The 23060-nt window shown below is 57.2% G+C and carries 16 protein-coding genes; 10 read left to right on the top strand and 6 right to left on the bottom strand.

Going from position 1 to position 23060, the window contains the following annotated elements:
- The first annotated feature begins 42 nt into the window (after nt 1–42).
- On the top strand, nt 43–2988 hold the full coding sequence (gene rapA, locus A3220_RS05835) for an RNA polymerase-associated protein RapA (protein WP_044630328.1): 2946 nt from the start codon (nt 43–45) through the stop codon (nt 2986–2988).
- A gap of 25 nt (nt 2989–3013) precedes the next feature.
- On the opposite strand, the gene A3220_RS05840 is transcribed toward rapA, so the two are convergent.
- Entirely contained in the window at nt 3014–3916 is a 903-nt protein-coding gene (locus A3220_RS05840; protein ID WP_062373737.1) for a TIGR01777 family oxidoreductase, read from the bottom strand.
- A 690-nt stretch (nt 3917–4606) separates the two neighbouring features.
- Here A3220_RS05840 and A3220_RS05845 point away from each other — a divergent pair.
- Nucleotides 4607–5527: a MerR family transcriptional regulator gene (locus A3220_RS05845; RefSeq protein WP_174524460.1), complete on the top strand. Its 921-nt coding sequence runs from the start codon at nt 4607–4609 to the stop codon at nt 5525–5527.
- Nucleotides 5528–5560: 33 nt separating this feature from the next.
- Nucleotides 5561–6973: a deoxyribodipyrimidine photo-lyase gene (gene phrB / locus A3220_RS05850; protein ID WP_062373742.1), complete on the top strand. Its 1413-nt coding sequence runs from the start codon at nt 5561–5563 to the stop codon at nt 6971–6973.
- A 169-nt stretch (nt 6974–7142) separates the two neighbouring features.
- Here the strand turns inward: phrB and A3220_RS05855 are convergent, their stop codons facing one another.
- Nucleotides 7143–8981 (bottom strand): GGDEF domain-containing phosphodiesterase, encoded by a 1839-nt coding sequence (locus tag A3220_RS05855; protein WP_062373745.1) that lies wholly within the window; start codon nt 8979–8981, stop codon nt 7143–7145.
- 270 nt (nt 8982–9251) lie between these two features.
- On the opposite strand from A3220_RS05855, the gene fabA reads away from it, so the two are divergent.
- Together fabA and fabB are read left to right on the top strand one after the other, a co-directional pair.
- Nucleotides 9252–9767 (top strand): 3-hydroxyacyl-[acyl-carrier-protein] dehydratase FabA, encoded by a 516-nt coding sequence (gene fabA / locus A3220_RS05860; RefSeq protein WP_062373747.1) that lies wholly within the window; start codon nt 9252–9254, stop codon nt 9765–9767.
- 12 nt (nt 9768–9779) lie between these two features.
- Nucleotides 9780–10997, top strand: a complete 1218-nt coding sequence (gene fabB, locus A3220_RS05865) for a beta-ketoacyl-ACP synthase I (RefSeq protein WP_044630322.1) — start codon at nt 9780–9782, stop codon at nt 10995–10997.
- Nucleotides 10998–11058: 61 nt separating this feature from the next.
- Here fabB and A3220_RS05870 read toward each other — a convergent pair whose 3' ends face one another.
- From A3220_RS05870 to A3220_RS05885, 4 genes are all read right to left on the bottom strand, one after another.
- On the bottom strand, nt 11059–11793 hold the full coding sequence (locus A3220_RS05870; RefSeq protein WP_062360475.1) for a lysophospholipid acyltransferase family protein: 735 nt from the start codon (nt 11791–11793) through the stop codon (nt 11059–11061).
- Entirely contained in the window at nt 11790–12683 is an 894-nt protein-coding gene (locus tag A3220_RS05875) for a sugar nucleotide-binding protein (protein ID WP_062360473.1), read from the bottom strand. Before A3220_RS05875 ends, A3220_RS05870 begins: the two co-directional genes overlap by 4 nt.
- A 75-nt stretch (nt 12684–12758) precedes the next feature.
- On the bottom strand, nt 12759–13349 hold the full coding sequence (gene ssb, locus A3220_RS05880) for a single-stranded DNA-binding protein (RefSeq protein WP_062360470.1): 591 nt from the start codon (nt 13347–13349) through the stop codon (nt 12759–12761).
- 79 nt (nt 13350–13428) lie between these two features.
- Complete coding sequence (locus A3220_RS05885) at nt 13429–14808, bottom strand: MFS transporter (protein WP_062373751.1); 1380 nt, start codon at nt 14806–14808, stop codon at nt 13429–13431.
- 171 nt (nt 14809–14979) lie between these two features.
- Between A3220_RS05885 and uvrA the strand changes: the two genes are divergently transcribed.
- From uvrA to A3220_RS18270, 5 genes are all read left to right on the top strand, one after another.
- Nucleotides 14980–17829, top strand: coding sequence for an excinuclease ABC subunit UvrA (gene uvrA / locus A3220_RS05890; RefSeq protein ID WP_062373754.1), 2850 nt, complete (start codon nt 14980–14982; stop codon nt 17827–17829).
- A 242-nt stretch (nt 17830–18071) separates the two neighbouring features.
- On the top strand, nt 18072–18752 hold the full coding sequence (locus tag A3220_RS05895) for a heteromeric transposase endonuclease subunit TnsA (RefSeq protein ID WP_044630316.1): 681 nt from the start codon (nt 18072–18074) through the stop codon (nt 18750–18752).
- Nucleotides 18745–20673, top strand: a complete 1929-nt coding sequence (locus tag A3220_RS05900; RefSeq protein ID WP_016916422.1) for a Mu transposase C-terminal domain-containing protein — start codon at nt 18745–18747, stop codon at nt 20671–20673. Before A3220_RS05895 ends, A3220_RS05900 begins: the two co-directional genes overlap by 8 nt.
- A complete protein-coding gene (locus A3220_RS05905; RefSeq protein WP_044630314.1) occupies nt 20670–21554 on the top strand; it encodes a TniB family NTP-binding protein in 885 nt (294 codons plus the stop codon). Before A3220_RS05900 ends, A3220_RS05905 begins: the two co-directional genes overlap by 4 nt.
- Nucleotides 21554–22642, top strand: coding sequence for a TniQ family protein (locus A3220_RS18270; protein WP_074211192.1), 1089 nt, complete (start codon nt 21554–21556; stop codon nt 22640–22642). The genes A3220_RS05905 and A3220_RS18270 overlap by 1 nt, the downstream gene beginning before the upstream one ends.
- Nucleotides 22643–23060: the final 418 nt, after the last annotated feature.

The following is a 23060-nucleotide window of genomic DNA, read 5'->3' on the forward strand; positions in this document are numbered from 1 at the left end:
CCAGCGGCGTACGACCGATTTTGACGACTTCCTCGAGGCATCATGAGCGATTTTTCTCCCGGCCAGCGCTGGATTAGCGACGGCGAGGCTGAGCTTGGACTCGGCACCGTGCTTAACTGCGACGCCCGTAGCGTTACCATCTTGTTCAGTGCCAGCCAGGAAACCCGTACCTACAACACCCGCCAAGCACCGCTCACCCGCGTCATGTTCGGCAGCGGCGACCGCGTGCTCTCTGCCGACGGCTGGCAGATGATCGTTGATGACAGCAAAGAGACCCGCGGCCTGATCACCTACATTGGTGAAGATAGCGAAGGCAACCCGCGCGAACTGCCTGAGGCGAAGCTGGCCGACACCATGCAGTTTGACCAAGCCCGTGACCGCCTGCTGACCGGTCAGGTAGACCGTAACGACTGGTTTGATCTGCGCTTTCGTACGTTGCACCACTATCAGCGCATTGAGCAGCACAGCGCGCTGGGCTTTGCTGGGCCGCGTATTGATCTAATCCCCCACCAGCTCTATATCGCCGACGAAGTGGCCGGACGCCATGCGCCGCGGGTACTGCTGGCCGACGAGGTAGGCCTGGGCAAAACCATTGAGGCGGGCTTGATTCTCCACCGCCTGCTGCTGGCAGGCCGGGTAGAGCGCGCGCTGATTCTGGTGCCCGACAGCCTGACCCACCAGTGGCTGGTAGAGCTGCTGCGCCGTTTCTCACTAAACGTGACACTGCTGGACGAGCACCAGAGCCAAGCCCACGGCAGCACCAACCCGTTCGAGAGCGCCCAGCTCGTGCTGGCCAGCCAAGGCTGGCTGTTCGCCAACATTCATCGCCAGGACCAAGCCCTGGCCAGCTGCTTCGACCTGCTGATTGTCGATGAAGCGCATCACCTGGACTGGAGCCCAGAAAGCAGCGGCCCCGGCTACCAGTGCGTGGAACAGCTCGCCTCTGAGATCCCGGGCTTGCTGCTGCTCACCGCCACGCCAGAACAGATGGGGCTGGAGAGCCACTTCGCGCGCCTGCGCCTGCTGGATGCCGAGCGCTACCACGATATCGAGCGCTTCAAAGAGGAGGAGCAGCACTACGTGGCGGTGGCCGAGGCCATCGATGCTCTCGAGGAACTGCCCCAGACCGCGAGCGCCCGTGAACGCGTCGCCGCCGTAGCCGACGACCGAGATAGCCAAGCGCTGCTCGCCACGCTGTGCCACCCAGAGGCCAGCCCGGAGCAGCAGGACACCGCACGCGCCCAGCTGCGCGATGCACTGCTCGACCGCCATGGCACCGGCCGCGTGATGTTCCGCAACAGCCGCCGCCATGTGGGTGGCTTCCCTGAGCGACGCCTGCATCAGGCATCACTGGAACTGCCGTCGGCTTACCGCCGCGTGCTGCGCCGCCTGGAGCGCGACGACGACTACCTGGACGAGCTGCTGATCGAAACCGGCATGGACCACCCGGATGTACTGATCTACCCGGACGCCATGTACCGCGAGTTAAGCAACGACCCGCTGAACACCGAGTCCTGGTGGCATATCGACCCACGCGTCAACTGGCTGCTGGAAAAACTCAGCGACGACAGTGAATCCGGCTTTGCCAACGACAAAGTGCTGGTGATTGCTCACCATCGCGAAACCGCCGAAGGGCTCGCGGAGGGCCTGCGGGTCTTGGGCGGCTACCATGCGCCGGTCTTCCACGAAGGCCTGTCACTGATAGAGCGCGACCGGGCCGCCGCCGCGTTTGCCGATGAAGAGGATGGCTGCCAGGTGTTGGTGTGTTCCGAAATCGGCTCCGAAGGGCGCAACTTCCAGTTCTGCCGCCACTTGGTCATGTTCGACATGCCGCAGCACCCCGACCAGCTAGAGCAGCGCATTGGCCGCCTGGACCGGATCGGCCAGCGCCACGCTATTGAGCTGCACGTGCCCAACTTCACCGGCAGCCCCGGCGAGCGCCTGATGCGCTGGTACCACGAAGGCATGGACGCGTTCAGCGCGCCCCATGGGGTGGGCAGCGACCTGTTCGATGCCTTTGGCGATGCCCTGGCCGATGCGCTGCTCGACGATGAAGCGCTCGACGAGATTATCGAAGAGACGCGCGAGATGTTCACTGCCAAGCTCGCCGAGCGGGATGCGGGTCGCAACCGCCTGCTGGAGCTTAATGCTTGTCGCCCAGCACGAGCACAGCAGGTGATTGAGGCGGTACGCGAGCTGGACGAGGACCCAGCACTGCCCCGCTACGTGGAGCGCGCGCTGGATATCTTCGGCGTCGATAGCCAGGAGATCGGCAATGGCCTGCTCTACCTTCAGCCCAGCCAGCACATGCTGGATGGCCTGCCGGGGCTGGTAAAAGGCGAAGAGGGCTTTTCCGCCACCTATAGCCGCGCTCAGGCGCTGGCGCGGGATGATGTTCAGCGGCTCTCCTGGGAGCACCCGCTGCTGCGCGAAATGATGGGCCGCATTCTCGACGGCACCATGGGCAACACGGCGCTGGCGCTGCTGCGCCACCCGGCGATCCCCAGCGGGCGCTTAATGGCGGAACTGGTGTTCCGCACCCACTGCCCGGCACCCAAATCGCTGCACCTGAACCGCTTTTTGCCACCCACCGCCGTGCGGGTACTGTTGGATGAATCAGGGGCTAACCTGACCAGCAAGATCTCCTTCACCGGGCTGGGCAAAAATCTGCAGAAGGTGAACAAGTCGCTGGCGCGGGACTTGATCAAAAGCCGCCATGACCAGTTACGCGAACTCCTCACCCAAGGGGAAGGCGAAGCCGAACGGGAGCTGCCGAGCATTGTTGAGGCCGCTGAAACCCGTATGCGTGCCCAACTGGATGCCGAACTGGCCCGCCTGACGGCGCTGGCAGAGCACAATCCGGCAGTACGCAGCGAAGAGCTGGAAGCGCTGAAACAGGAGCGCCAAGCACTGAGCAACGCGATTGAGAATACCCGCCTGCGGCTTGACTCCGTACGGGTCATTATCACCGTCGACCCGAACGCTTAAACCAGGCAAGTACCCGCTGGTGGCGCTATAAAATTGCCGCCAGCGCTTGCTTCAGCGTCGGGTATTGGAAATGAAAGCCTGCCTCGCTCAAGCGCGCCGGGCGCATATCCGCACCGGTAAGCAGCAGTTGTGACATCTCCCCAAAGCCCGCTTTCAGCACAAAAGCGGGCACCGGAAACATGGCCGGACGATGCAGCTGCTTGGCCAGCGCTTGGGTGAATTCGGCGTTGGTCACCGGATGCGGTGCGCTGCCGTTAAAGGCACCTGACAAGGTCGGCTCGTTGATCAGAAACATAATCGCCGCTACCAAGTCATCCCGGTGAATCCAGGGCATGAACTGTGTGCCATCGCCAAATCGCCCGCCTAATCCCAGCTTGAACGGTGGCAGCATTTTCTGCAGCGTACCGCCTCCCGCCTCTAGCACTAAGCCAATCCGTAAAACTGCTAGCCTAACCCCCATGGCTTCAATCGGTTTTGCCGCGGCTTCCCATTGGGCGCAGAGCCGATGGGCGAACTCATCATGAGGGGACGTGGATTCATCCACCACTTTGCTGCCCTGATCACCGTAATAGCCCATGGCCGAACCGCTCACCATCACTTTCGGTAAGGGCTGACCATTGGCCGCCAGCTGCTCACAGAGCGCAATCAGCTGCTGAGTACTTTCCACCCGTGAACGAATCAGCCGCTCTTTCTGCTCGGCGCTCCAGCGCTTTGCCGCGATGGACTCCCCCGCTAGGTTTACCAACGCATCCGGCGGTGTATCCACAAAGGCTTGGGCACTATCACGGATATCGCATGCCTTGGGTAGTTTTCCCCGCACGTCGTGGGGCGTGCGAGATACCACCTGTACATCGTGCCCCTGGGCAATGAGCTGTTGGCAGAGCCGTTGGCCTACAAAGCCGCTTCCCCCGGTAATTAATACCCGCATGGTGTCACTCCTTTGGCGTTGGACGTCACTTGCGCCAGCGTAGTCGCCACTACTGATCCATCAGATGGTTGATATCAAAAAGTGGTCACCGCACCGTCGCGCACGTTGCATAGCGCTTAATTGTACAATATTTATACATAACTGCTACAATAAATTTAGTTGAGCACTACCTTACTCGCGAGGATTTATGGCTGAACCGGCAAGTGTAACCTTCACTCCCTCCACCGCGCCCACCTTTGCGAGCAAAGTTGCCGACTGAACAGTATGGCCACTTCGATCATGTGGTGATCAGCGCGCCGCCTCCCCAGGCAAAAGCGCTGCGGGCAGTCAGTCATTCTTATACAGCGAGCGCGGTTTATGGCTATACGGCGGCAGCTTTCGTGGCAGCCGCGTGGAGGATGCATGGCTCTCCGATGACGAGTTGGGAGAGGCATTATTAGGCCGGTCGGTCTAATGGAAGCTAACGCGAGGCTACACCCAAAGGGACACAGCAAAGGTTGTACCTAGTAGCCACAAGTTGTACAAAGGTGCCTATAATAGCGTGACCCTATCTAACCGATTAGGTGCTATTCAGCAAACCGCTACACGACTAAGTGGCCTAGCGCCGAACTGGCGCGACAACACGGCCACCGCAATTATTGACAGACCCCTGCAGCGCTTGTTGCAGGCAACCAAGAGGCAATGGCGCCCATGAGCAACAAGGCGACCCACCCACCCGATACCCCGCTCTATCCGATTCGGGAAGTTTCCCGCTTAACGGGTGTGAACTCGGTCACCCTGCGCGCCTGGGAGCGACGCTACGGATTAATTCGCCCACAGCGGACCCCTAAGGGTCACCGGCTCTATGCCCAGGACGATATCAGCCGTATTGAACGCATTCTCCAGTGGCTCAACCGAGGCGTGCCGGTCAGCCAGGTCGCCGACCTGCTTGACCAGCCCGAAACGGTAGAGACCCCCACCCCAGATGCCGGGGACTGGTCTAGCCAGCGCCAGCAGCTTCTGGCGGTCATTGAAGCCGTCGACCTTCCCAAGCTGGAAGCGCTCTACCATCAAAGCCTAGCGCTCTATCCGCTAAGCGTGGCGATTAACGAGCTGTGGCAGCCCGTCATTCTAACCCTAGAAGCTAAATGGGCGGCGCAGCCAGATGATTTGGTGCGCCGCACCTTTGAGGCCTTTTTGCGTAGTCAGGTGGGTACTCGCCTGCACTACGCCAACCAGGCAACCCGCGGCCCGCTGATTCTGCTCAGCGCCATGCCCGACGATCCTGGCCCGCTGTGGGTACTGATGAGTGCACTGATGGCCAGCGAGCAGGGCTACCGAGTCCAGCTGTTTGATCATTCGCTGGCACTCGAAGACCTTGCACAAGCGGTGTCTCGCCTGCACTCCTCAATGGTTCTGCTCTCTAGCGGCCAGCGGGAATGCGACAACTATATTCGCGTAGCGCTACCCAAAGCCGCTGAAGCGCTGGGCGTGCCTATCGGCGTATGCGGTGAAGTCGCGCGCCTGCGTGAGAACGATCTGCGCGATGGTCCTGTTCATATGCTGGGCGACGACCTACCCCAGGCGATCGCCCGGCTACGCCCTCTACTGCGTGAATCAGGCATTCTTTAAGCGCACGAAAAGTCGCCAATCTAAGGGCTTTGCATGAACCTGCAGCTTGTTTGGTTTCGCAGTGATCTACGTATTCATGACAATTCCGCACTCGCCGCCGCTGCCGCCAAAGGGCCGGTAGTGGCGGTTTTTTTGCGTAGCATTGAGCAGTGGCGTGACCACGGCCACGGCGCAAATAAGCTCGATTTCTGGGCGCGTGGTGTTAGCGCGCTTAAGGCCTCGCTCAATGGCTTGAATATTCCGCTGCTGCATCGCGATATTGGGCGTTTCGACGACGCCCCCAAGGCGCTTTTAGAGGTTGCCCGCGAACATGGCATCAAGCAGCTCCACTTCAATTATGAGTATCCGCTGAACGAGCAGCGCCGCGACCAGTCGGTACTGGAGACTTTTCAGCAGGCCGGTATTACCGCCCAAGGCCATCACGACGCGGTGGCGTTTGCCCCCGGTACCTTACTGACAGGCAAAGGTGACTACTACGGCGTCTTCACCCCGTTTTCAAAAGCGTGGCACAAGCAAGTTACCGCCGAGCAGCTAGCCCTGCGCGACACGCCCAGCGTGCAGTCACCGCTAGCCATTGACAGTGATCCATTACCCGCACTGCCAACGCTAGAGGATGAGCCGCTGGATGGGCGTCTCTGGCCTGCGGGTGAAAATGCTGCCAGCGATAACCTTGAGCGTTTTTTACGCTTTCGGGGGCGTCACTATAAAGATCAGCGTAACTTTCCTAAGGTGCGCGGCACGAGCGAGCTTTCGCCCTACTTAGCGCTGGGCGTTATTTCCCACCGCCAGTGCCTGCAAGCGGTCATGAGCGAAAATGGCGGGCACCTTGCCGATGGCGATGCAGGCCTTACCACCTGGGTAAACGAACTCATCTGGCGCGAGTTTTATCAGCATGTCGCGGTCGGCTTTCCTCAGGTATGCCGCTACCAGCCGTTTCAAGCGCACACCAAGCAGTTGCAATGGCGGGATGCCGACGAAGGGTTTGCCGCCTGGTGCGAAGGCCGCACCGGTTATCCGATTGTGGATGCCGCCATGCGACAGCTAGTGACGACCGGCTGGATGCACAATCGCCTGCGAATGATTACGGCCATGTTTCTCAGCAAGCATCTGCTGATTGACTGGCGGCGGGGCGAAGCCTTTTTTATGCGCTACTTGGTCGATGGCGAGTTTTGCGCCAATAACGGCGGCTGGCAGTGGGCAGCCTCAACGGGTACCGATGCGGCACCTTACTTCCGCATTTTCAACCCCACGACCCAATCCACGCGCTTCGACCCAGGCGGCGAATTTATTGCTCAGTGGCTACCCGAGCTCAAGACGTTGCCTGCCAAAGCGCGCCATGCGCCGCCTCAGGACATGCTCAACCCGATTGACTACCCAGCGCCCATCGTTGACCACAACGCGGCTCGCCAGCGGGCGCTGGATGCCTTCAAAGTGCTCTCCAAATAACGTTAACCTCAGCACCTCTCCATAGCGGCGTCCCGCCGTTATTTTAGGCGGTGCAGCGCTGGCAAACGTTAGCTTGGCACCGTGGCTACTTCCAGCACAGGCCGTCATCTGGGCAGCGCTCTGCTGGGACATCAGCCGTTACATTCAGCGTTTAGCCGCTAGCGATTAATTAATATGCGCCTTCTGCCTGCGGTAGCGGTGCCCAGCGCTGCTCAAGCTCGGCGGCGGGCATCGGTTTAGCAAAGTAAAATCCTTGTACCAGGGTGCAGCCTGCTTCTACCAGGAACTGACACTGGGCCTGGGTTTCGACTCCTTCGGCGATCACTTCCAGCCCCATGCCTTTTGCCATGGCCAGTACCGCTGTAACAATCGCGGCATCTGCTTGGTCGTTGGGCAACTCGCTAATAAAAGCGCGATCTAATTTAATTTTATCTACTGGTAGCCGCTTCAAATATCCCAGCGACGAGTAGCCGGTGCCAAAGTCGTCAATAGCGATTGAGTAGCCAAGCTCTCTTAGTGCCTGCAGACGTGGCCCCATGTCCCCTGCTCGTTCGTCTAGTAACACCGATTCGGTCAGCTCCAAACCAAGTTGTGACGGCTCTAGCTGGTAACGCTCAAGACAGGTGGCAAGCTGGGTTTCTAGATCGCCCTGAAAGAGCTGAAGGGCAGAGATATTGACCCAAACAGTGGTCTTCGGCATGCCGCTATTTTGCCAATGCGCTTGCTGAGCACAGGCCTTTTCGATCACCCAACTGCCTAACTCTGCCATCAAGCCGTGACGCTCGGCCAGGGGAATAAACTCTCCCGGCGATATCATGCCACCTTTGGGGTGACGCCAGCGCAGCAGTGCTTCCATACCTACCAACTCACCGCTACCGGGATGGTGTTGGGTTTGGTAGTGAAGCTCTAACTGGTCACCGGAGATCAGCGCGGCACGCAGGTCGCTGACTAATGCTAATTGGGGATTATCCTGTTTATCCAGCGCGGGGCAAAACCGCAGGCTGTGGTTGCGACCCAGCCGCTTGGCGCTGTAAAGCGCTGACTCTAAACGCTGAAACAGCACGCTGGAATCTTGACCATCTTCCGGCGCACGGCAGCTACCAATGGTGAGGCCTAATCGCAGCGACTGTTCATTAATCTCGAAGGGGCGGCACATATGGTCGCGCAGATTCCCTAGCCACTTGTCGTGGTCATCAAAGGTAGTGGTGCGAATCACCATAAACTCATCACCACCCAGCCGCCCCACTACGCTTCCCGCCATATAGCTGGTGAGCCGCTGGGCAAATCGAGCCAGCAGCCGGTCGCCCTGCTCAACGCCTAAGCTATCGTTAACCGACTTAAGTCCGTCAATATCAATCAGCGCCATATCCAAGCTTTCACCTGCACGCAGGTGGCGCAGCCTGGACGCCATTAAGTCATGCAAGCGACGTCGGTTAGGTAGGCCTGTTAGCGGATCTTCATAGCCGATACGCCTTAAATCGTTCTCACGAGCTTTTTGTGCCGAAATATCGGAGAACCAGCTGATAAAGTGGGTGATTTTGCCTCGCTTGTCGGTGACGGCACGCACTTTGAGCCATTCAGGGTACTCATCGCCATGTTTGCGACGGTTCCACATTTCGCCTTCCCAGCGCCCAGTGGCTTTTAGGGTGCTCCAAAAGTTTTCATAAAACGCTTTGTCATGGCGCTGAGCCGCCAGGGTGTCTAGTTTTCGGCCTATCATCTCTTGGCTTTCATAACCGGTAATTTCGGTAAACGCCGGATTCACCGCTAGCACACGGTTTTGGACATCACTAATGACCACCGCATCACCAGACAACCCCAACGCATCCTGTGAAAGACGCAGGCGCAGACGCTGCAGACGCACTTGGTTCCAAGCATCCCACAAGCCTAAAGTAACGAAGCTAGCCGCGACCATACGCAGCGCCGCACCGGGGATCCACACGCAGGCAGGTAGCGCCATCAGCGCCACCCATACCAACGGGCGATTAAGAGAGACAGGCAGCCACATGGCGATTCTTGTTGTCCTGATCAGTCACTAACAAAAACAAACGATGACGACATCATGCCGTCTCACTAAAATCTTGGATAGAGCATATTACGTCAATACACCGTTTATTGGGCGAATTCACTAATCCGAACAACACAATAAGGCAACCTGGATTATCGGCAACCCATTAAAAAGTGTTAGAACGTTACGATAAGCCGCTCGCGACGTGCATTCAGCGGTTTCGGGAAGTAGACTAGGCGCAACAATCATCTTCATACTCGGAACGACTCAGTGACCAAGCAACATTCCTTTGATCGCGAAGAACTGCTGGCCTGCTCGCGCGGCGAACTATTTGGCCCCGGCAATGCACAGTTGCCAGCTCCTAACATGCTGATGCTTGATCGCATTAAGCACATTCACGAAGAGGGCGGTGAGCATGGCAAGGGCGAACTGATCGCCGAGCTGGATATCACACCTGATCTGTGGTTTTTTGATTGCCACTTCCCGGGAGATCCAGTGATGCCCGGCTGCTTAGGGCTTGATGCGATGTGGCAGCTGGTGGGCTTCTATCTGGGATGGCTTGGCCATCCTGGCCGTGGCCGTGCGCTAGGCTGTGGCGAAGTGAAGTTCAGCGGCCAAATTTTGCCCGATGCACAAAAAGTGACGTATCGCATTAATATGAAGCGCGTCATTACTCGTCGGCTTATCCTAGGCATTGCTGACGGCACCGTGTCCGTTGACGGACGCGACATCTACCAGGCTAATGAGCTGCGCGTTGGCCTATTCACCTCCACTGCGAATTTCTAACAGGAGGCTCCCATGCGACGAGTGGTAGTCACCGGCCTTGGCATCGTGTCGTGCTTAGGCAACGACCAGCAACAGGTCCTAGACGCGCTCAAAAACGGGCGCAGCGGTATTCGTTTTAAGGAAGAGTACGCTGAGCGTGGCTTCCGTAGCCATGTAGCAGGCAGCGTTGATATCGACTTGGACGCGTTAATCGACCGCAAACTGCGCCGCTTTATGGGCGACGCAGCAGCCTATGCGTATGTCTCCATGGCTCAAGCAGTCGAAGACGCCGGGCTAACTGAAGCCCAGGTTTCTGACGTGCGTACGGGGCTGATTGCAGGCTCGGGGGGTGCATCAAGCGCCAACCAAGTTGAAGCTGCCGACGCCATGCGCGAGAAAGGCCTGCGCCGCGTAGGCCCCTACCGTGTTACCCGCACCATGGGCAGCACAGTGTCTGCGTGCTTGGCAACGCCGTTTAAAATCAAAGGTGTGAATTACTCAATCTCTTCCGCCTGCGCAACCTCAGCTCACTGTATCGGCAATGCCATGGAGCAGATCCAGCTAGGCAAGCAAGATGTGGTATTTGCGGGTGGTGGCGAAGAGGAGCACTGGACGCTCTCGTGCCTGTTTGATGCAATGGGCGCCCTCTCCACCCACTACAACGATACGCCTGACAAGGCTTCTCGCCCCTACGACCAGGCGCGCGACGGCTTTGTGATCGCTGGCGGCGGCGGCATGCTGGTGCTTGAAGAGCTGGAGCATGCCAAAGCTCGTGGCGCGAAGATTTACGGCGAGCTGGTGGGCTATGGCGCAACGTCTGATGGCTACGACATGGTGGCTCCCTCTGGCGAAGGTGCTACACGCTGTATGCACCAAGCGATGGCGACCGTGCAGGGCGATATCGACTATATCAATACCCACGGCACCTCTACGCCGGTTGGTGATATGGCTGAGTTGAAGGCCATCCGCAATGTGTTTGGCAACTCAACGCCTGCTATGAGCTCGACCAAGTCGCTAACGGGCCACTCCCTGGGAGCAACAGGCGTACAAGAAGCCATCTACTCACTGTTGATGATGCAGCACAATTTTGTAGCTGCCTCGGCAAACGTTGATCAGCTGGATGAGCAGGCCGATGGCTTCGATATTGTGACCCAGCGTCGCGATAACGTCACCATCGACCGCGTGCTGTCTAATAGCTTTGGCTTTGGCGGTACGAACGCTTGCTTAGTCTTCCAGCGCTATAACGGTTGATCAGCACTTAAGCAGCATAAAAACGGCGCCTTTCGAGGCGCCGTTTTGCGTTATAAAACGATTAGCGAGACGCTGGCCGTGGCACCTCTGAAATTTCCTGTAGCTGACCCTCTATCCAAGCCTCTACATCTTCCAAGACTTCATCGGGCGTACGCCCGGAGGTCTCAATGGGCTCTCCAATGCGCACCCGCAGTACACCCGGGCGCTTGACCCAGTGACGACCAGGCCAGCGCTCACCGGCATTGTGAGCGACGGGAAGCACCGGCACACCGGCTCGGCAAGCAACGACACTACCGCTTTTGTTATAGCGCTTGCGCACGCCAGGATCTACCCGCGTGCCCTCTGGGAAAATCAGGACAGACAGGCCAGTGCCCAGGCGTTCGACGCCCTGCGTCAGCACCTGTTTCATGGCTCGCGCGGGCTTGGAGCGATCCAAACTGATCGGGCGTAGCAAGCGCAGCCCCCACCCAAAAACGGGAATGCGCAGCAGCTCGCGCTTGAGCACGGTGCACACCGGCGGCTTCATCACCTGCAGAAAGAGCGTCTCCCACTCACACTGGTGATTGGCTTGAATGACGCAGGGCCCTGACGGGATATTTTCCCGCCCCTGAATCTCATAGCGCACACCGCAGGCAATGCGGAACCACACCATCAAGAAGTAGTTGTAGAGATTCAACAGCCGATAGCGAGCCGCCAGTGGCAGAAACGGTGCGATGGGTAAAAAAAGCACCCCAATGAGCAGCATGGCAGTGAAATAACCTAAATAAAACAGCAGGCTGCGACCCACATTGATCAAACTGACTCTCCTGTCCCAACGTCATCACGCTGCTGGTCACGGGTTAAGCACCACGCATCTAGCATGCGTCCCACTTCCAGCCGCCAAGGTTTTTGATGCACACCAAAAACATCCAACACTCGACGGCAGTTTAATACCCGACGCAGCTTGGCGTCGTGATGATGATTAAGGGCCTGTATCTCCCCTAAATCAATATGTTCGCCACGCCCTTCTAGGTGAGTGGCCAGCTGAGTACGCACCATTGATGTAAAAGTGAACGCACTGACCGGCTCAGTGCCCGCCAAATGATAGGCTCCCCAGGCGTCAGCGCCGCAGGCCTGCTGCTGTAGCATGCCAATCAACGCCATGGCGACCGCGTCGGCAGAGGTGGGGCAAAACACTACGTCCTCTGCTGCGCGCACCGTCTGCCCCGTGATAAAGCTGTCGATAATTTCACTTAGCCAGGCGTGGCTACCTTCCAACGCAAACAGCGGCCCTAAGCGCACAATCAGATGGCGATGGTATTCGGCACGGATACGATCGCCTGTTTGCACCAATCGACGCAAACACTCATCACGTGGGGCAGGCACGACATGCTCATCAATCGGGATATCAAATCCCTCTTCATAGAGCTGATCCGAGACACACCACACCAGCGCCACGTCTTGGGCTTGGCAGGCATCCACACAGCGATCAACGGCATCCGCATGGGCTTTCACCTCGGCGGGCGTCATGCTCAGCGGGTGCGCCAGCGGGGGAATGAGCACCGCATCGGGCGCTATCGCCTGTAGCTGACTCGGCGAAACAGCAAGGCCTTGCTCAATGACTAGCTCGGTATCCGCGCGCCGGCTCGCTTCACGGGCTAGCGCTAAACTTAAGCAGTGCCCGGCATCTAGTATCAGCAGCTTCAAGACAGCCTCTCCCCCTCAACCCAAAACCGTGGCGGCAACTGCGCCACGCATCGACGAACGTGTGTAAGGTACTTTCTAGAACGGAATTTCGTCGTCGAAATCATCAAAATTACCCGGATCGGGGGCGCCATAGCTGTTGTTTTGGTTATTCGGTGCCGGCTGCTGCTGCGGCGCTGGCTGTCCACCTCGCTGAGGGGCCCCACCCTGAGGCGGGTAGCCGCCCTGCTGGGGCAGGTTTTGGCCATAGTTCTGTTGAGGAGGCGCTTGCTGAGCCGGGGCCTGCTGAGCGTAGCCACCCTGCGGGGCACCACCGCCCTGGAAGTCGCCGCCACGGCTATCCAGCATTTGCATATCGTTAGCCACGATCTCCGTGCTGTAACGATCTTGACCGTTCTGGTCCTGCCATTTGCGCGTTTGCAGGCGGCCCTCAATATACACTTTTGAGCCTTTTTTAAGGTACTGCTGGGCGATTTCAGCGGTTTTGTTGAATAGCACCACGCGATGCCACTCGGTGCGCTCCTGGCGCTGGCCACTTTGGCGATCCATCCAGGTATCGGAAGTGGCTAGGTTTAAGTTTGCTACCGCTGTGCCAGAAGGGGTGAATCGCACTTCAGGATCTTGGCCCAGGTTGCCAATCAAAATAACTTTGTTAATACCGCGCGCCATGAGGTCGCTCCTTTACGTAATCGGACAAATAACTGAGTAGGTCGCTACCTGCTGTTTTTAGCAGGTGAGCGCTCATTCTTTAGGGTCGCGGCGGTGGAATCAGTTTTGCCAGCGCCGCTTGATCGAGTTCTTTGCGGTTTACCTTCAAATACATGAGGCGCTCCTCCGGCACGACCATCACATCTTCCACACCAACCACGTCGGCAAGATGCTCCATCAATAAGTTGATCGCATCAGGCTGCGTATCGTGTAACGCCACCACCTCGCTGGAGAGCGGCGGAGGAGAAGGCATCCGCCACATGGCTACCCACCACGCCAGCGCTAGCACCGCGCAACCAATAAATACCGCGTTAAGCCCCCAGGTATTCGCCAGCAAGCCGCCCAACGTGCCACCTAAAAAAGCGCCGAGAAACTGGCTGGTGGAATACACCCCCATTGCGGTGCCCTTAGCACCCGCTGGGGCCAACTTGCTAAGCATGGAAGGCAGCGTTGCCTCCAGCAAATTAAAGCCGGTAAAGAAAACAAATAGCCAAACAAACAGCCAATGCCCCTGGGAAAGCGACAACCCTAGGCTGGCTAGGCTGGCAGCGATGGCTCCAATCGCCAATAGGCACATCAGCCTCATACGCTGGCGCTTTTCCGCTATGATCACCAGCGGCACCATCGCCACAAAAGAGAGTGCCATAATGCCTAGGTAGGCTAATCCATGGTACTCCACTGCTACCCCCGCATTGAGTAAGCGGAAGGGGATAGCCACAAAGATTGCCATGAGGACAAGATGCAGCGCAAAAATCGATAGATCAAGCCGCCACAAATCCGGCCGGGTAATCACACTTTTAAACTGCTTCCGGTCCAGCCCTACGTCACGGTGGCGTAACCGGCGCGGCGCAGGCGGCACCCAGCGCCAAAGGACTAACAGTCCCACCAATGTTAGGAGTGCGGTAAACCAAAACACCCCAGAGAGCCCCGCCCAGGAGGCTAACCAAGGACCAAGCACCATGGCAATGGCAAACGATACGCCGATCGAAAGGCCAATGGTGGCCATGGCCGCCGTGCGTACCTGCTCGCGGGTTTGATCTGCCAATAGAGCCATTATGGCGGCCGCCACGGCACCGCCCCCCTGAAGGGCGCGACCTAAAATTACCCCGCCAATGCTATCTGCCATGGCCGCTACCACGCTGCCAAAAGCAAAAATCAGCAGCCCCATCGCAATGACACGCTTACGACCAATGCGGTCAGAGAGCAAACCAAACGGGATTTGCAGCGTCGCCTGGGTTAAGCCATAAATGCCTAACGCCACGCCAACCAGTAGCGGCGTAGCGCCTGCCAGCGTATCGGCATAGAGCGCGAGCACCGGCAGAACCATGAACAGTCCCAGCATACGAGACGCATAAAGGCCGGCCAAGCCGCTGATTGCACGGCGTTCAGCGGCCAGCAGCAGTGCGGAAACCTTGCGCATAGTGCCCTTGTGTATGGTGGATGGGCCAGAACGGCCTGAGGTAACCCCCCATTCTAGCGCTTTGTCATCACGCTGGAAACGCCAAGCGCGGTGACGCAGGCAGAGACAGTTTTGCCGGGAAGGGGACAGCAATCGTATAATTACGCTTTTGCCACGCGATTCGAGGTGTTGATGGACAGCATTCTGGTCAGGGGTGCCCGCACCCACAACCTCAAGCAGATCGATGTGGAGCTGCCTCGCGACAAGCTTATCGTCATTACCGGGCTTTCCGGTTCCGGTAAGTCATCGCTGGCGTTTGACACGCTCTATGCCGAGGGGCAGCGTCGCTACGTGGAGTCGCTCTCTACCTATGCACGCCAATTCCTCTCGATGATGGAGAAGCCCGATGTGGACCACATCGAAGGTCTCTCTCCTGCGATCTCTATTGAGCAGAAATCCACCTCCCACAACCCGCGCTCAACCGTGGGCACTATCACCGAAATCTACGACTACCTGCGTCTGCTGTTTGCCCGCGCAGGCACGCCCCGTTGCCCAGAGCACGGTGAAGACTTAGAAGCCCAGACCATTTCGCAGATGGTCGATCAAGTGATGAACCTCGCCGAGGGCACCAAGCTAATGCTGCTGGCCCCTATGGTGAAGGGCCGCAAAGGCGAGCATTTACAATTGCTCAGCGAGCTGCGTGCCCAGGGGTTCGTGCGGGTGCAGATCGACGGTCAAGTGCTCGAACTCGACGACATCGCACCATTGGATAAGCGTAAAAAACACGATATCAGCGTGGTAGTGGACCGCTTTAAAGTGCGCGACGATATCGCCCAGCGCTTAGCGGAATCGTTTGAGACCGCGCTAAACCTGGCCGACGGCACGGCGATGATTCACTTTATGGATGGCGAGCAGGAAGACCTCGCCTTCTCCTCGCGCTTTGCCTGCCCGGTATGTGGCTACTCGCTCTCAGAGCTTGAGCCGCGCATGTTCTCTTTTAACAACCCTGCGGGCGCCTGCCCTACCTGTGATGGCCTCGGCGTTCAGCAGTACTTTGACCCAGATAAGCTGATTAGCCATCCAGAGCTTTCCCTCGCAGAAGGCGTCATTAAAGGCTGGGATCGGCGCAACATTTACTATTTCACCCAGTTGCAGGCACTCGCCAAGCACTACCGCTTCGAGCTGGAAACCCCCTGGCAGGAGCTGGCTCGCCACGAGCGTGAGATCATCCTCAACGGTAGCGGCAATGAGCAAATTCCGTTCGTGTACGTGGGGGATCGCGGCCGCAAAGTCACCCGGGAGCATGCCTTTGAAGGCGTGCTGCCCAACATGCAGCGCCGCTATCGGGAAACCGAATCCAACATGGTGCGTGATGATCTCGCCAAGTATATCGCCGTGCAGCCGTGTACCACCTGCGGCGGCTCGCGGCTGCGCAAAGAGTCGCGCCATGTGTATGTGGATGACCACAACATTGCGGATATCGTTCACCTGCCGATTGGCGACGCGTGGCGCTACTTTGCCGAGCTGGCCCTGCCGGGGCGTAAAGGCGAAATTGCCGACAAGATCGTCAACGAGATTCACGCGCGCCTAGAGTTCCTGGTCAACGTGGGCCTGGACTACCTGAACCTAGAGCGCAGCGCCGACACCCTCTCCGGCGGCGAAGCCCAGCGTATCCGTCTGGCTAGCCAAATCGGCGCGGGGCTGGTGGGCGTCATGTACATTCTGGACGAGCCCTCTATCGGCCTGCATCAGCGGGACAATGACCGCCTGTTGAAAACCCTGGAGCGACTGCGCGACCTGGGCAATACCGTGATTGTGGTCGAACACGACGAAGACGCCATTCGCGCGGCGGACCATGTGCTGGATATCGGCCCCGGCGCCGGTGTTCATGGCGGTGAAATCGTCGCCCAAGGCACGCCCCAGCAAGTGATGGATAACCCCAACTCGCTCACCGGTCAGTATCTTTCCGGCACTCGTGAAATCGCCGTGCCGCCCTACCGTATTCCCAGCAATCCGGAAAAGCAGTTGGTCGTGCGCGGCGCGACAGGCAATAACCTGCAAAACGTCACGCTGAGCCTGCCTTTGGGGCTGTTTATTGCCGTGACGGGGGTTTCTGGCTCGGGTAAATCAACGCTGATTAACGACACGCTGATGCCCATTGCCGCCCGTGAGCTTAACCGCGCCACCACCTTGACCCCAGCGCCCTATGAGAAGGTTGAAGGGCTTGATCAGCTCGATAAAGTGATCGATATCGACCAGAGCCCCATTGGCCGTACGCCGCGCTCTAACCCTGCGACGTACACCGGTATTTTCACGCCCATTCGCGAGCTATTTGCGGGTACCCAAGAGGCGCGCTCACGGGGCTATAAGCCGGGCCGCTTCAGCTTTAACGTTAAGGGCGGGCGCTGTGAAGCGTGTCAGGGCGAGGGCATGATCAAGGTAGAGATGCACTTCCTGCCGGATATCTACGTACCCTGCGATGTATGTAAAGGTAAGCGTTACAACCGCGAAACGCTGGATATTCACTATAAAGGCAAGACCATCCACGAAGTGCTGGAAATGACCGTGGAAGACGCGCTGGCATTCTTCAGCCCGGTGCCCGCCATTGCCCGCCGCCTGCAAACGCTAATGGACGTAGGGCTCTCGTATATTCGCTTAGGGCAAAGCGCCACCACGTTATCCGGCGGTGAAGCACAGCGTGTCAAACTGGCCCGAGAGCTAGCTAAGCGCGACACCGGCAAAACGCTCTACATTTTGGATGAACCTACCACAGGCCTACATTTTGAAGATATTCGCCAGCTGCTGACCGTACTCCACCGACTGCGCGATCACGGCAATACGATTGTCGTGATTGAGCACAACTTGGATGTGATCAAAACCGCCGACTGGCTCATTGATCTTGGACCGGAAGGTGGCTCTGGCGGCGGGCAAATTATTGCTGAGGGCACGCCCGAGCAGATTGCCAAGCAGAGCGTTTCGCATACCGGGCGCTTCCTGGCGCCACTACTGGAGCGGGCCAAACGCGCATCATCCACTTCCTAGCGCTTAGCTACCCGGTGCCCGAAGCCAATCACGATATTAGTGGCCAATTCCGCCTGCCGCTCTCCCAGGAGCAGCTGGCGGACATTCTAGGCTTAAGTCCAGTTGTCATTTTCAGCAATTAGTGCGACCCTCAGGGCGTAATATCGGGCTATTATGGTAGTCTATGCAGGATTGAATGCGACAGAATTAATAGCAATTGCTGCGACAGGCCACGTTTTATTCAACATTTGGTGCGACTGCTCATGCCACTGCCTACATCTGTTCGTAAAATCGGCCCTACCCGACGAAGTGTGTCTGGCTACTATGCCTTTCGCGGGGAGGAGTCTATTGCGTTCGAGTCGACGCTCGAACGTGATTTCCTCATAAAGGCTGACTTTGATGTGAGCGTCCTTGGTGTGATATCCCAGCCGTGCGAGATCTCGTTTCATCATCCAGTGACCGGTAGGCGTTACACCTACACGCCGGATTATTTAGTTTATTACCGTCTCGGTAACCGTCATTACAAGGACTACCCGAAACCTCTCCTGGTGGAAGTCAAACCACGGGAAAAGTGGCAAGCACATTGGCGTGAATGGTCGCCTAAATGGAAGGCGGCGATACGGCATGCCAACAATGAGGGCTGGGCGTTTCGCATTCATGATGAAAGCCGCATTCGTGATAAGACCTTGGACAACATTACCTTCCTAGCGCGCTACAAGCGGATGGTGTTTCCCTCTGTCGAAAGCCAGGCAGTCCTCAACACGGTGAGGGAAATGGGGGTGGCGACCTTGGATTACCTGCTTTCTCGGCACTTTATGGGCGATATTTACCGGGCAGAGGGGATTGCGCATTTATGGCATCTACTGGCGACTCGGCAGTTAGATTGCGATATGGCCCAATCCTTCAGTCCTCTATCGGAGGTATGGGTACCCGATTATGAATAACCATCGTGGCAGCGCAACTGAACCCAATAACGGCGTCGCCCAAACACGCCAACACTTGCAGATTATGGTGGGTGAGCAGGTTCAGAAAGATGGCACCGTTTACCGAATTTCCCAGGTGCTCGATTTTGAGACAGTCATTGGCATTGCCGTTGAGTCCGGGCGTAGTTGCCCGCTTCGCATCAAAGAACTAGCGCCTCTCAATAGCGGGTCCGTATCCCCTGAGCAGGATATGTCCGAGATTGGGGATGCCGATTGGCGGGAGGCCGAGCATCGCTTTTCCATCATTAAGCCCTTGGTGGATCGCCATACGGTGGGGCGGGATGCAGCGGAGGAGCGTGCGAAACAAACGGGGGTTGATACGGCTACGATCTACCGTTGGTTGAAGCGGTATAAAGCGACGGGCTCGGTGCTCGCATTGATTCCTCAAAAGCCAGGGTGGAAGAAGGGAAAGTCGCGTATTCCCGCGCATGCCGAGGCAGTGATTCAGGAAGTCATCAAAGAGGTGTATTTGACGCTGCAGCGTCCGTCCGCACAAAAAGCGGTACAGGAAGTCATGCGGCGCTGCCATGAACGGCGCATCGACCCGCCGAGCCCTGGTACCGTTCGTGCTCGTCTGCGTGATATCCCAGAGCGTGACCGGTTGCGTGGCCATGGTTTTAGAGACAAAGCCATTAACAAGTTCCAGCCGGCTGCCGGAAAATTTCCCAATGCGGACTATCCGTTAGCCGTTATGCAGATTGACCACACGCCTGCCGATATTATTTTGGTCGATGACGTGTATCGCAAGCCGATTGGTCGCCCATGGATTACGTTGGCCATGGACGTGTTTACTCGCATGGTCACGGGGTATTACTTGTCGTTTGACCCGCCCTCTGAAACATCTGTCGGCATGTGTGTGGCGCACTCCATGCTTCCTAAAGATGAGTGGTTGCTACTGCATAATGTGGAGGCTGAGTGGCCGGTATGGGGCACACCCGCCACGATTCATGTCGATAACGGCCCAGATTTTCGCTCTGAGACGTTTCGGCGCTCATGCCTAGCCTATGGGGTCAACCTTGAGTTTCGGCCTGTTAAGCAGCCTCGTTATGGTGGCCACATTGAGCGGGTACTGGGCTCTCTTCTAAAGGAAATCCATAACCTGCCTGGGACGACCTTCTCCTCCATTAAAGAGAAAGAGGGATACGATCCAGAGAAGCACGCGGCCATGACGAAAAGCGAGTTTGAAGAGTGGCTGGTGACGTTGATTTGCAAGGTTTACCACCAGCGCCTTCATTCTGGGATTGGTATGTCGCCGATGAAAAAGTGGGAAATTGGTGTGTTTGGCAATGCGGATGTGCAGGGAGTGGGATTAGCGCCGAGGCCTGCTGACAGGCTCTCTGTATTGCTCGATTTTTTGCCCAGCTTTCAGCGTACGATCCAGACCTTTGGTGTGACCATCGATGGCATAAACTATTACGATGAAGCGCTAAGACCTTGGATCAATGCCAAAGATCCAGACATGCCAGACAAGAAACGCACCTTTGTTTTCCGGCGCGACCCTCGCGACATTAGTGTCATTTGGTTCAAAGACCCGGAGCTCGGGCACTATTTTCGCGTGCCCTTTGCCAATCTTGCCCTCCCCTCGATGAGTGTTTGGGAGTATGCCCAAGCTAAAGCGCGCCTTCGGCAGGAAGGAAGAAACTCGGTCAATGAGACTGAAATTCTACGCGCTATTAGTGAGCTGCGAACCCATGTGGAGGAGTCGCAAGCACGTACTAAGCGAAGTCGCCGTCAGGCACAACGACGTAAAGAGCATGAGAAGAAGGTGACGCCTGCAGATCCCCTTTTACATGCGCCCTCAACTGCGGCCCCTAAAGAGACACCCGCTCAAGGGGACGGTCTTTTAACGGGTGATATCGATGTGAACTGGGACATAGCATGAGCACACACCTTCATCCTGATCTTCGTCACGTCTTGGGGCTGTCCGCTAAAGAGCGAATGGAGTTTATGGATCAACCGCGCTGGTTGGGCTATCCATTGGCCAATCGTGTCATTGAGGTCATGCGTGGGTTGATGGAGAAGCCCAGTCGTCCTCGTATGCCTAACCTCTTGCTCGTGGGTGACTCCAACAACGGAAAGACAACCATCGTTCAACGGTTTCGTAAGCAGTACGGTGAAGGCTACGTGAATGAAGACGTAGAGCCCGTGAAGCCTGTTGTTGTCACTCAGGCTCCCCCGAGTGCCGATGAGAAAAGTCTGTATATCGCAGTGCTAGAGAGTTTCTGGGCTCCCTACCAGCCTACAGATCCTGTTCCCAAGCTGCGCTACCAGGTGATTCATCAACTGCGTGCTTGCCATACGCGCTTACTGATCATCGATGAGTTTCACTCTCTGTTAACCGGTGGTGCTGTTAAGCAGCGCGAAACGATGAATGCCATTAAGCTTTTATGCAATGAGCTAATGATTCCCATCGTTGGTGTGGGGACGCAAGATGCTGTGCGTGTGCTGCATTCAGACCCACAGCATGCGAGTCGCTTTGATGTGGTCGCGTTACCAAAGTGGGAGCTCAATCAGGAGTTTCAGAAGCTGCTCGCTGGCTTTGAGAAGATATTACCTCTCAAACATCCTTCCCAACTGCATGAGCCCCAATTGGCGACCCAGCTCCACGCGATTTCTGGCGGTAATTTGGGTGACCTGCACCGGCTGCTGATTGAGTGTGCAAATGCCGCTATTTTGTCTGGAGCTGAGTGCATCGATGAGAAAATTATTCAGAGTAAATCATGGGTGCGGCCCACCCGTGGCATTAGGGAAGTGATGCTGTAATGACCTGGGCGCTGAGTGTGCCCCTGCTGCCTGAGGAGTCCCTTTCATCATGGCTCGTTCGGGCGGCGTTGCGACAGGGGTGTGATCCTTTGTCGCTCACCGGGGCTATTTGGCCAACATGGCGTATATGGACGAGGGACATTGATAGGGAAATACCCCTCGCAAGAATGCGCCCATTAGTGAATGCCTCGGGGATATCTTCCGCTAAGTTTCAGAAAGCGGGGATGCGGGACGATTGTGAGAAAGTGGTCGGTTACTCGTTACCGGAAACCCGGACTTGGCCCTGGTTGTTGGCACTCGGCAGCCGAAATCGAACCCGCCATGGAGGACAACAGGTATGCACGTTGTGCTTGGCAGAGGACTCAACCCCCTACTTGCGCCGGCACTGGCGATTCGCTTGGCACACTGGGTGCCGCTTTCATGGGGTGCAGCTGGTAGATGAGTGCCCAGCATGCAAGGCCCCTATAGAGCCCCATCGCCTGACAGCGGAAGATCAACATTTAGCTCAATGCAGCCGGTGTCATAACGATTTTAGAAAGGCGGTATGCACGTCGCCTTTACCTGAAGCGTTCAGTGTTCAAGTGATGGCTGATCGTGTGTTAGAACAGGATAAGGTGACGTTTAGGCAGGCCTCTATCGCACCCGCCGATTGGTTTTCTATGGTGGCCTTTTTTATTGGCGTTATACGGCGTGCAAGTCGGCGGCCTGTGTCACCCCTGGCCGATGCGCTTCTTTCATTGGGCATTTCGGTTACGGATTGCCGAATGCCTGTGTCTGGCCTGGCGTTTGAGCTGCTGGCTGTCAGCGAGCGTTGTGCCTTATTGGTAGCGTTGGAACGCTTGCTCAGTATGGGCCTTGAAGAAACGTTCAGCGTTCTGGTCGCGTGCAATGTCAAAACGAGCGCGCTTCATGATCCCCGAAGGTCGCCCCCCGTTGTGTTGTTGCCGCTGCTATCACGGTTATCTCACCACCCTCATGGGCCGCATCGCCGCCGTGTTCCCCCGGCTTGTCGCCCCATGTCGGAACGCGCTGTTAGAGCCTCATGGGCGCGTTTAAAACGCAGAATGAAAGCGGAGCCAACCTCTTGAATCAACACCAAACGGTCGACTGCGATGAGTGTGGCCGAGAAGTCTCCAAATTGTGGCGACGCCATAAAGGGCACGGCTACTGTTCAACTTGCTATGCTCGTGTGTTTAAGCGGCGGATGTGCCCACGATGTGGTGAGTTAGCCCGTCTGCCTAAGAATGACCCAGACGCCGTCTGTCGTCAGTGCAACGTTGACAAACCGTGTGCACGATGTGGAAAAGCCAGTTCAGACTACAACATCGGCAAGGTCACTCCCTACGGCCCTGTCTGTATCGCCTGCGCTCCCTATTTCAAAGAACCAGAGCCCTGCGAGGCGTGTGGGAAAGCATCTCAACGTCTTACCCGAGTGGCGCGTATGGGGCATGATCATCGCTTATGTCCACGCTGTTCGACAGCAGACCACGGTACCTGTTCTGCATG

Source organism: Halomonas sp. KX33721, assembly GCF_001596805.1.
Taxonomy (GTDB): domain Bacteria; phylum Pseudomonadota; class Gammaproteobacteria; order Pseudomonadales; family Halomonadaceae; genus Vreelandella; species Vreelandella aquamarina.

Coding starts and splice junctions, on each gene's coding strand:
- rapA (WP_044630328.1), top strand. CDS start 43: ATGAGCGATTTTTCTCCCGGCCAGCGCTGGATTAGCGACGGCGAGGCT.
- A3220_RS05840 (WP_062373737.1), bottom strand. CDS start 3,916: ATGCGGGTATTAATTACCGGGGGAAGCGGCTTTGTAGGCCAACGGCTC.
- A3220_RS05845 (WP_174524460.1), top strand. CDS start 4,607: ATGAGCAACAAGGCGACCCACCCACCCGATACCCCGCTCTATCCGATT.
- phrB (WP_062373742.1), top strand. CDS start 5,561: ATGAACCTGCAGCTTGTTTGGTTTCGCAGTGATCTACGTATTCATGAC.
- A3220_RS05855 (WP_062373745.1), bottom strand. CDS start 8,981: ATGTGGCTGCCTGTCTCTCTTAATCGCCCGTTGGTATGGGTGGCGCTG.
- fabB (WP_044630322.1), top strand. CDS start 9,780: ATGCGACGAGTGGTAGTCACCGGCCTTGGCATCGTGTCGTGCTTAGGC.
- ssb (WP_062360470.1), bottom strand. CDS start 13,349: ATGGCGCGCGGTATTAACAAAGTTATTTTGATTGGCAACCTGGGCCAA.
- A3220_RS05885 (WP_062373751.1), bottom strand. CDS start 14,808: ATGCGCAAGGTTTCCGCACTGCTGCTGGCCGCTGAACGCCGTGCAATC.
- uvrA (WP_062373754.1), top strand. CDS start 14,980: ATGGACAGCATTCTGGTCAGGGGTGCCCGCACCCACAACCTCAAGCAG.
- A3220_RS05895 (WP_044630316.1), top strand. CDS start 18,072: ATGCCACTGCCTACATCTGTTCGTAAAATCGGCCCTACCCGACGAAGT.
- A3220_RS05900 (WP_016916422.1), top strand. CDS start 18,745: ATGAATAACCATCGTGGCAGCGCAACTGAACCCAATAACGGCGTCGCC.
- A3220_RS05905 (WP_044630314.1), top strand. CDS start 20,670: ATGAGCACACACCTTCATCCTGATCTTCGTCACGTCTTGGGGCTGTCC.
- A3220_RS18270 (WP_074211192.1), top strand. CDS start 21,554: ATGACCTGGGCGCTGAGTGTGCCCCTGCTGCCTGAGGAGTCCCTTTCA.